The sequence below is a fragment of the Pseudomonas sp. SDO55104_S430 genome, assembly GCF_054070595.1.
The window spans coordinates 1-9212 of the sequence record NZ_JBSVXG010000223.1 but is presented as its reverse complement, the minus strand read 5'-3'; the positions used below and the strand labels follow the sequence as shown (position 1 = coordinate 9212).

The window sequence follows — 9212 nt, the reverse complement described above, 5'->3', positions numbered from 1 at the left end:
CATGTAGCAGCTGGCGAAGCCTGCGTCCGGCTGCGCAGCAGTCGTGAAATCAGGCAACGCGGTGCTTCAGGCAGACCTCGCATTCAGGTTTTGCGACTGCTTCGCAGCCGGACGCAGGCTTCGCCAGCTGCTACAAGGATCGCGCTTTGCCTTAACTTTGTGCGGTTTGCGAATGGAGGAAGTCTACCGCCGCCCTCAGCATTAGTTTAGAAAAATCTGAACTAAGTATTTGCCCGTAGCGATTCTTCCCGGCCACTACATTTCGCAGAATCGGTCCAAAGCGGCGCCCGCCTTCCGTGAGCGGGCTCGACTGCATAAATAAAACAATGACGATGAGGCCTTTCCCGTGGAAAAGATTCTTCACCAACCACTGGGCGGCAACGAAATGCCGCGCTTCGGCGGCATCGCCACCATGCTGCGACTCCCCCATGTTCCTACTGCTGCCGGTCTGGACGCTGCCTTCGTTGGCGTGCCGCTGGACATCGGTACCTCCCTGCGCCCCGGCACCCGTTTCGGGCCGCGTGACATCCGCACCGAATCGGTGATGATCCGCCCGTACAACATGGCCACCGGCGCTGCTCCGTTCGACTCGCTGTCGGTTGCCGACATCGGCGACGTGGCGATCAACACCTTCAATCTGCTCGACGCCGTGCGCATCATCGAAGAAGCCTACGACAACATCCTGGAACACGATGTTATCCCGATGACCCTGGGCGGCGACCACACCATCACCCTGCCGATCCTGCGTGCCATCCATAAAAAGCACGGCAAGGTCGGCCTGGTGCACATCGACGCTCACGCCGATGTGAACGATCACATGTTCGGCGAGAAAATCGCCCACGGCACCACCTTCCGTCGCGCCGTCGAAGAAGGCCTGATCGACCCGGACCGCGTCGTGCAAATCGGTCTGCGCGCCCAGGGCTACACCGCTGACGACTTCAACTGGAGCCGCAACCAGGGCTTCCGCGTGGTCCAGGCCGAAGAGTGCTGGCACAAGTCCCTGGATCCGCTGATGGCCGAAGTTCGCGAGAAAGTCGGCGGCGGTCCGGTGTACCTGAGCTTCGACATCGACGGCATCGACCCGGCCTGGGCGCCTGGCACCGGCACCCCGGAAATCGGCGGCCTGACCACCATTCAGGCGATCGAGATCATTCGCGGCTGCCAAGGCCTCGACCTGATCGGCTGCGATCTGGTAGAAGTCTCGCCCGCTTACGACACCACCGGTAACACCTCGCTGCTGGCCGCCAACCTGCTGTACGAAATGCTCTGCGTACTGCCTGGCGTAGTCCACCGCTGAGGATCGGCCAACGATTTCGCAGCCTGGCTCGGTGAACCCGGCTGCGCTTTCCGCGCTTTCGAACCCTGCCGGTATTGCGTGATACCTGGCACCCGGATGCGCCAGTTCCACAGGCGATGCGACAGATCGCCTGACCCGTAGAAGCGATGCTTGCCCGCGAAGAAGGATGACGCGGTATGCCTGGCAGACTGTGCAAAGCGGTTCGCGGGCAAGCCTTGCTCCTACAGATTGATTTCCTGCCTCACATAAAAAAGACAATCGGAGACCGCCATCATGGCATTGGATTTATTCGTCGTACTCATCTACGCAGCCGCGATGTTGATACTCGGCTACTACGGCATGCGCAAGGCCAAGACCAACGAAGAGTTTCTCGTTGCCGGTCGTAACCTGGGCCCGACGCTGTACATGGGCACCATGGCGGCAACGGTTCTGGGTGGCGCGTCCACCGTCGGCACCGTGCGCCTGGGCTACGTGCATGGCATCTCCGGTTTCTGGCTCTGCGCCGCACTGGGTTGCGGGATCGTGGCGCTGAACCTGTTCCTCGCCAAGCCGCTGCTGAAACTGAAGATCTACACCGTTACCCAGGTGCTGGAAAAACGCTACAACCCGATGGCCCGTTCCGCGAGCGCGGTGATCATGCTGGCCTACGCCCTGATGATCGGCGTGGTCTCGATCCTGGCAATCGGCACCGTGCTGCAAGTGCTGTTCAGCCTGCCGTTCTGGTTGTCGGTACTTGTCGGCGGTGGTGTGGTGGTGATCTACTCGGCCATCGGCGGCATGTGGTCACTGACCCTGACCGACATCGTCCAGTTCATCATCAAGACCGTGGGCCTGATGTTCATCCTGTTGCCGATCTGCATGTACCGCGTGGGCGGCTGGGATGAGCTGGTCACCAAACTGCCGGCGGCGAGCTTCAGCTTCACCACCATCGGTTGGGACACCATCATCACCTACTTCGTGATCTACTTCTTCGGCATCCTGATCGGTCAGGACATCTGGCAACGGGTGTTCACCGTCAAGACCGCCAAAGTCGCGCAATACGCCGGTACCGCTGCCGGTGTCTACTGCATCATCTACGGTCTGGCCTGTGCTTTGATCGGCATGGCCGCTCACGTACTGATCCCGGATCTGGACAACGTCAACAACGCCTTCGCCGCGATCGTGAAACTGTCCCTGCCGGACGGTATCCGTGGCCTGGTGATCGCTGCCGCACTGGCTGCCATGATGTCCACCGCCAGCGCCGGCCTGCTGGCCGCTGCAACCACCCTGAGTGAAGACCTGCTGCCGAAACTGCGTGGCGGCAAGCAGTCGAGCCTGAGCATGAACCGCCTGGTGACCCTGCTGACCGGTCTCGTGGTTCTGGGTATCGCCCTGGTAGTGAACGACGTGATCAGCGCCCTGACCCTGGCTTACAACCTGCTGGTGGGCGGTATGTTGATCCCGCTGATCGGTGCGATTTTCTGGAAACGCGCGACCACCGCCGGCGCCATCGCCAGCATGGGCCTGGGCTTTGCCACTGCCCTGCTGTTCATGGTCAAGGACGGTCTGGATGCCAACACTCCGATCTACTACAGCCTGGCGGTAGGTCTGGTGAGCTTTGTCGTGGTGAGCCTGATGTCCCGCCGCCCTGCGCCGGTGGCGAGCGCCATCTAAGCCGAACATGACAATTTGATGCTTTCTTCGACGGGTGTGGCGTCGGTCGCCACACCCGTTTTTTTTCGCCCGGAGAAAACCTCGATTGACGAGCGGCAGCGCTCACCCCGCTGAAGCCTGCTGTACTCATCTTCAGGAACCCTTCAGGAACTCGCAGGGACGATAAAACCCGACGCACCCGAAGAACCATCATGAAAAAAGCCGCCGTCCGCGCCGCCGTGCACCGCTTCATCAGCCGCCTGCTGGAGAATCAGGAAGACTTCGACGACAACGCCAGCCTGGCGCAGTTGGGATTGGACAAGACGGACATCGAAGAACTGATCTTCCATCTGGAGGATGAGTTCGGTTTGACGGCGTTCACCGCCGAGGAAGACCAGATGCTCAAGACGGCCAGGACGGCGAATGACTTGAGTCGGTTTTTGATGGAGATTGGGCGGCATTGAGTGACTGACTTGTCATCAAGTCATCAAGTCATCGCGGGGAGCGGGCTTTTGTGGCGAGGGGGCTTGTCGAAACGTCGCACCGCCCCGTTGGGCTGCGAAGCAGCCCCAAGACCATTCAATCCGGGTGTATCAGTTAGAAAGCATCAGGCGATTTTACGACTGCTTCGCAGCCGAGCGGGGGCAAGCCCCCTCGCCACAGGCAGCCCATTGCCACAGGCATCGCCCTCAAGAGGCGACGTTACCGGCGGCGCTGCTGACGTCGACGCTGTTCGTCATCGGTGCGAATCGGCACAGGTTGCAGAGGCGGTTCGATCAAACCGAGCGCGACACCCAGGTCATGCAGCCAGTTTTGAATTTTCTCTTTCATGTTGCCCCCTTCAGGGTAATGCCGAGCGACCCAAATTCTTGATCGCTTCGAACTGATAATAGTCCGAAGTCCAGAGCAATGCTCGCCCAAAGTGGCAATGATCTGTTACTGAATCCATCACAATCGGAAACGATTAAATCATGCAATCGCCTTGGTCTGGCGCGGCGCCGACGGAAAGAGCGTCTGCTGCTCCTCGATCCAGGCATTGAGGTTGGCGCCGACCATGCCCTTGCGCCACATCAGCCAGGTCGTCGCACTGGCGAACGCCTCCGGCAGTGGGTGCACCGCCACACTTTCGCGCCCCGGCAGGCTGGCAAGCATCGACTCCGACATCAGCGCCACGCCGGATCCTGCGATCACACAGGCGAGCATGCCCGGATAGGACTCGATCTCGATCGCCCGGCCCATGGCCGCCTGATCGTGGGAAAACCAGGACTCCAGACGCATCCGGTAGGAACAGCCCTGGCGAAAGGTGAACACCGAACGCCCCTCCACATCCCGCGCACTCTGCACCGGCGGATGATCGGCCTCGCTGATCAGCACCATGCGCTCCTCGCAAAGCAGCACGCCATCGAGCACCGCCAGCCCCGGCGGGCCGTCCACCAGCGCCGCATCGAGCCGTCCGGTGAGCAAACCTTCGAACAATTCGCCACTGGGGCCGGACTGCACTTGCAGGTTCACTGCCGGATAACGCCGGTGATAACGCGCCAGCAGCGCGGGAAGGTGAATGGCGGCGGTGCTGTACATGGTGCCCAGCACGAAGTCGCCGGCAGGTTGCCCGCCCTGCACCGCCGCATGGGCTTCATCGTGCAGGGCGAACAGCTTGGCGGTGTAGTCCAGCAGGACTTTTCCCGCCGGTGAAAGCTGCAAACGCTGACGCTCGCGGACGAACAACTCGACACCGAGCTGTTCTTCGAGCTGTTTGAGCCGGGTCGACAGGTTAGACGGTACGCGGTGCAGGCGCTCGGCGGCACGGGTGATGGACTCTTCCTGCGCCACGGCCTGAAAGATGCGCAATTGGCTGAATTCCACGCCATTCTCCAAACAAGAACAAGTCGCCCACTATTGTTCTTTTACAAAGAATGTCAATCGAATCGGCCAGACGGTTTCAGGATTGCCCCAGCGCCTTGCGCAATCGCCGACGCAGCCACTGCTCGGCACTGACGAAGGTGATACCCAGCAGCACCAGCACCGCACCGATGACGAAATTCAGGCTGAGCTTTTCACCCAACAACACCACGCCGAAGGTGACGCCGAACAGGGGGGTCATGAAGGAAAACACCGCCAGGTTCGCGGCCAGGTAACGGCGCAGCAGCCAGAACCACACCAGATAACTGAAGAACGACACCACCACGCCTTGGAACAGCACGCTGGTCAGGGTCACGCCGGTCAGGCTGACGTGGGTTATCTGGCCGCTTAACAGTGCGATCAGCAGCAAGCCGACGAAGCCGACGATCAACTGATAAAACAAGGTCAGAGTCACCGGCGCTTCGGACAGCCGGGAAGCCCGCACCACCACCGTGGTCGCGCCCCAGGCGGCACCGGCGAGTACGCCCAGCGCATCGCCCATCAACATGCGCGGATCGAGGTTGTCCCAGGACACGCCACCGGCAAACGCAATGGCGATGCCAATGAACGCCAGCAGGATCCCCAGCCATTGCAACGGTCGCAGGCGTTCGCTCGGCAACAGCCAGTGCACGCCCAGCGCGGTGAAGATCGGCGCGGTGTAGAGGAACACCGACATGTGCGCAGCCGTGGTCAATTGCAGTCCTTCGGAAATGAAGAAGAACTCCAGACCGAACAACGCGCCGGCCAACAAGCCGCCGCGCCAGGTGCCGCCCACCTGATCCCAGCCACCTTTCCAACAGATCAGCAGGCCGACCAGAAGCGCGGAGATGCCTGACCGCGCGGCCGCCTGCATGACCGGTGCGATATCCGGTGCCGCCCATTTGATCATCACCTGCTGGACGCCCCAGACCAGACACAGAACCAGCATCACCTGCAGGGCAAATCCATCGGCGCTGCGTCGGGTGACGCTCATCGGGAAACCTCTCTTGAACAATCCATGGCAATGACTCGGCAGTAAAAAGCAAAACCCCGGCACAGGGCCGGGGCGAGAATCATATTGTTACTCGAACTCAAGTCAATTCAATGCGATCGGCATGAATAACGATCTGGCCATTCTTGTACAACGCACCGATTGCCTTCTTGAAGTTACCCTTGCTGACGCCGAACATGTCGCTGATCACCGTCGGATCGCTCTTGTCGCTGACCGCGAGGCTGCCGTTGTTTTCGCGCAACTTGGCGAGAATCTTGGAATTCAGGCTGGTTGCCGCTTCCTGGCCGACCGGTTGCAGGCTCAGGCTGATCTTGCCATCGCCGCGCACTTCCTTGATGAAGCCTTTCTCTTGCTTGCCGGCGCGCATGAACTTGAAGATTTCGTTCTTGTGGATCAGGCCCCAGTGCTTGTTGTTGATGATCGCCTTGAAGCCCATGTCGGTGGCTTCGGCGACCAGCAGATCGACTTCCTGGCCCGGCGTGTAGCTGGCCGAGGTCTTGTCCAGGTAGCGGTCCAGGCGCGTCGTCGCAGTGATGCGACGGGTGTGCTTGTCGAGATAAACGTGCACCACGGCATATTCGCCGGCCTTCATCTGACGTTTCTCTTCCGAGAATGGCAGCAACAGATCCTTCGGCAGTCCCCAGTCGAGGAACACACCGATACTGTTGACTTCAACTACTTTCAAACTGGCGAATTCACCGACCTGAACTTTCGGCTTTTCGGTAGTTGCGATTAGTTTGTCATCGCTGTCCAGATAAACAAAAACGTTCAGCCAGTCTTCATCTTCGCTGGGAATATCCTTTGGAATATAACGATTGGGCAAAAGAATTTCGCCGTCCGCGCCACCGTCCAGATATAAACCGAAGTTAGTGTGTTTAACCACTTGCAAACTGTTGTAACGCCCGACTAAAGCCATGTCCAATACCCTCATTACGTGGGCGGCATTCTACCCGGTTTTACCGGTTGCGTCGGGCGGCGAAGCCTGCCTGACGAGAAATTCCATCCCAGGCCTTCATTTTCGCGAGCTTTGCAGGGGCAACCGGCCGTTCGTCAGACCGTGGCCAGGGTTAGGGGCGCTCGCCGCCAGCCTGCAGACTGAAATTTTCCGGACCATGTTTTTTATTTAAAACAGCGACTTAGGGAAAGTTCGAAAAGTAATTATCCACGCTCTATTCATGTCCGCCTGAATATCACGGGGATATTAGCCAAGCAAATTGCAGCTCATTCCTGTACGATACGTGGCCATTTGAATTTCCTGAAGGTTAATGGCCGCCATGCGCGTAAAAGCATCCAAAAGCCCAGTAAAACCAGCTCCTGCCGTCGAAACCAGCGAATCGCTCAACAGCCAGATCGCAGCGTTCCTCAAATCCGGCGGTGAAATCCAGCAAATTGCCAAGGGTGTCAGCGGCCAGACATTCGCCCCGTCCAAGCAGATCAGCCTGGGCAAGAAGTAATTACTTCAGCTTTATCGGGTCCACAGGCGCTTTGACTCTCGAAGCGCTTGGACCGGACGCCAGACCTCTCCTGCACTCCTCGCAACCCCTCCTCTAAAAATCGACGAACGGTATCCGTTACCGGGCATTCGCCGGTATGCTTTCACGCGTCTAAATCAAGCGTTTCAGCTCAAGCTGTGCTCGCTGTTCAAGGGAGTGAAGCGTGCTCAAGCCTTTCGGTTTCCTGTTGCCCCTATACACGCTGCTGGCGTGTTCAGTGGCGCACGGTCAGATTTTCCAGCGCGAACTGGGGGATTTCGATCTCAAACTCGGCACCAGCCCCAGTCGCAGCATGGCCCAGGGCCTGGTCAAGCCATCGGCCACGGGCTCATTCCACGGTGGCCTGGACCTGACTCACGACAGCGGCTTCTATTTCGGCCAATGGTCGCCCAGCGCGGGCATCAACCCCGAACACACCCTCGAAATCGATTCCTACGCCGGTTTTAAACAGCCCTTCGACCAGAATCTGGGTTACGAAATCGGCGTCATCCATTACAACTATCCGCAACTGGACACGCTCGACAGCCAGGAACTCTACGGCGGCCTGACCTTGCTGCGCAGCCGCTTCGGCGCCGCCTTCAGCAACGACCCCGACAAACGCAACAGCACGCTGTTCGCCGACCTAGGTGGCAATGAACCATTCGGCATCGGGATCAGCATGAAATACACCACGCATCGGTTGAACACACCGGTCGCCGTGGACGGTGGCTATGTCAGCAGTTTTACCGATTGGTCGATGAAATTTTCCCGACCGTTCATGGGCATCGATCTCAATCTGATCTACAGCGACTCCAGCCTCAACGGCAGCAGTTGCTCGGCGTATTCCGGGCACAACAGCCAATGCGACGGACTGCTGACCCTGAAGGCCGAACGCAGCTTCTATTGATCGGCTGAACTGCCGGGCTCATTCTGCGTTCAGATGGGAATCAGACTCCGAAACCAGGCTCTCGCAAGGATTCGATCATGTCGCGCTGGTTGAAACACTTAGCCTTTGTACTCACCCTCTCCCTCGCCTTGGGCGCGTGCAGCCGCATGGGCCTGGCCTATCGAAATCTCGACGTGATCATTCCCTGGACGCTCGGCGATTACCTGGACATGAACGGCGAGCAGAAAAGCTGGTTCAACGATCGGCTCAAGGAGCACCTGAGCTGGCACTGCACCACGCAAATGCCCGGTTACCTGGATTGGCTGGACCGCCTGCAAACCATGGTCACGACCAATCAGGTCACCGACGCCGCCCTGCAGGCACGCACTGAGGAAGCCGAACAGGCCATCGCCGAAACCGCCAAGGAGATCACGCCTTCGGCCATCGAATTGCTGCAAGGCCTGAACGACCAGCAGGTGGCGGAAATGAACGAGGCTTTCGTCAAGGATCAGCGCAAACGCCAGGCGCAGTACCTCAAGCCGTCCCTCGATCAGCAGATCAAGGAACGCGGTGAGCGTATGGAGAAACGTCTGGATGACTGGATCGGACCGCTCAATCCGGCGCAGCAGCAGCGCGTCGTGGCGTGGTCGAATGCGCTGGGCGACCAGAACACTCAGTGGCTGGCCAACCGCGTGCATTGGCAGAAGCAGTTCAGCGCGGCGGTGGCGCAGCGTCATGACCCGGGCTTCCCACAGCGAATCGAAACCCTGCTGGTCAACCGCGAGCGCCTGTGGACACCGGAATACAAACAGGCCTTCGCCAAAACCGAAGCCCAGGCGCGCTCGCTGTTCGTGGATCTGATGGCGCAGAGTACGCCGGTGCAGCGTCAGCGCTTGCAGACGAAAATCGAAGGGGTGAAAAAGGACTTCAGCGACCTCAAGTGCCTGAGAGCCGCGAAACAGAGTTGATGCCTGTACATTTACCTCTGTGGGAGCGAGCCTGCTCGCGATTGCATTGTGTCAGCCAAACATATGT

The 9212-nt window shown here is 59.2% G+C and carries 10 protein-coding genes; 6 read left to right on the top strand and 4 right to left on the bottom strand.

Annotation, left to right across the window (positions count from 1 at the left end; all coding sequences use genetic code 11):
* Positions 1 to 346: 346 nt before the first annotated feature.
* From speB to ACW9JE_RS25545, 3 genes are all read left to right on the top strand, one after another.
* On the top strand, positions 347 to 1297 hold the full coding sequence (speB, locus tag ACW9JE_RS25555) for an agmatinase (RefSeq protein ID WP_224536172.1): 951 nt from the start codon (positions 347 to 349) through the stop codon (positions 1295 to 1297).
* A gap of 273 nt (positions 1298 to 1570) precedes the next feature.
* The gene (locus ACW9JE_RS25550) at positions 1571 to 2950 is read left to right on the top strand and encodes a sodium:solute symporter (protein WP_224536170.1); all 1380 of its coding nucleotides are present in this window, start codon (positions 1571 to 1573) and stop codon (positions 2948 to 2950) included.
* Positions 2951 to 3141: 191 nt separating this feature from the next.
* Positions 3142 to 3393 carry a phosphopantetheine-binding protein gene (locus tag ACW9JE_RS25545; protein ID WP_224536169.1) on the top strand — a complete coding sequence of 84 codons (252 nt, stop codon included), beginning with the start codon at positions 3142 to 3144 and terminating at the stop codon, positions 3391 to 3393.
* Positions 3394 to 3631: 238 nt separating this feature from the next.
* Here the strand turns inward: ACW9JE_RS25545 and ACW9JE_RS25540 are convergent, their stop codons facing one another.
* The 4 genes from ACW9JE_RS25540 to ACW9JE_RS25525 all read right to left on the bottom strand — a co-directional run bounded on the left by ACW9JE_RS25540 (position 3632) and on the right by ACW9JE_RS25525 (position 6735).
* Positions 3632 to 3760: a PA1414 family protein gene (locus ACW9JE_RS25540; protein ID WP_007914492.1), complete on the bottom strand. Its 129-nt coding sequence runs from the start codon at positions 3758 to 3760 to the stop codon at positions 3632 to 3634.
* 138 nt (positions 3761 to 3898) lie between these two features.
* On the bottom strand, positions 3899 to 4792 hold the full coding sequence (gene ptrR, locus ACW9JE_RS25535; protein ID WP_224536167.1) for a putrescine utilization regulator PtrR: 894 nt from the start codon (positions 4790 to 4792) through the stop codon (positions 3899 to 3901).
* A gap of 76 nt (positions 4793 to 4868) precedes the next feature.
* Positions 4869 to 5801: a DMT family transporter gene (locus ACW9JE_RS25530; RefSeq protein WP_224536165.1), complete on the bottom strand. Its 933-nt coding sequence runs from the start codon at positions 5799 to 5801 to the stop codon at positions 4869 to 4871.
* A 97-nt stretch (positions 5802 to 5898) separates the two neighbouring features.
* Positions 5899 to 6735: a CvfB family protein gene (locus ACW9JE_RS25525; protein WP_457434312.1), complete on the bottom strand. Its 837-nt coding sequence runs from the start codon at positions 6733 to 6735 to the stop codon at positions 5899 to 5901.
* A gap of 349 nt (positions 6736 to 7084) precedes the next feature.
* Between ACW9JE_RS25525 and ACW9JE_RS25520 the strand changes: the two genes are divergently transcribed.
* The 3 genes from ACW9JE_RS25520 to ACW9JE_RS25510 all read left to right on the top strand — a co-directional run bounded on the left by ACW9JE_RS25520 (position 7085) and on the right by ACW9JE_RS25510 (position 9145).
* On the top strand, positions 7085 to 7273 hold the full coding sequence (locus ACW9JE_RS25520; protein WP_224536161.1) for a hypothetical protein: 189 nt from the start codon (positions 7085 to 7087) through the stop codon (positions 7271 to 7273).
* A gap of 202 nt (positions 7274 to 7475) precedes the next feature.
* Positions 7476 to 8198 carry a TorF family putative porin gene (locus ACW9JE_RS25515; RefSeq protein WP_224536159.1) on the top strand — a complete coding sequence of 241 codons (723 nt, stop codon included), beginning with the start codon at positions 7476 to 7478 and terminating at the stop codon, positions 8196 to 8198.
* A gap of 77 nt (positions 8199 to 8275) precedes the next feature.
* Entirely contained in the window at positions 8276 to 9145 is an 870-nt protein-coding gene (locus ACW9JE_RS25510) for a DUF6279 family lipoprotein (RefSeq protein WP_457434311.1), read from the top strand.
* Positions 9146 to 9212: the final 67 nt, after the last annotated feature.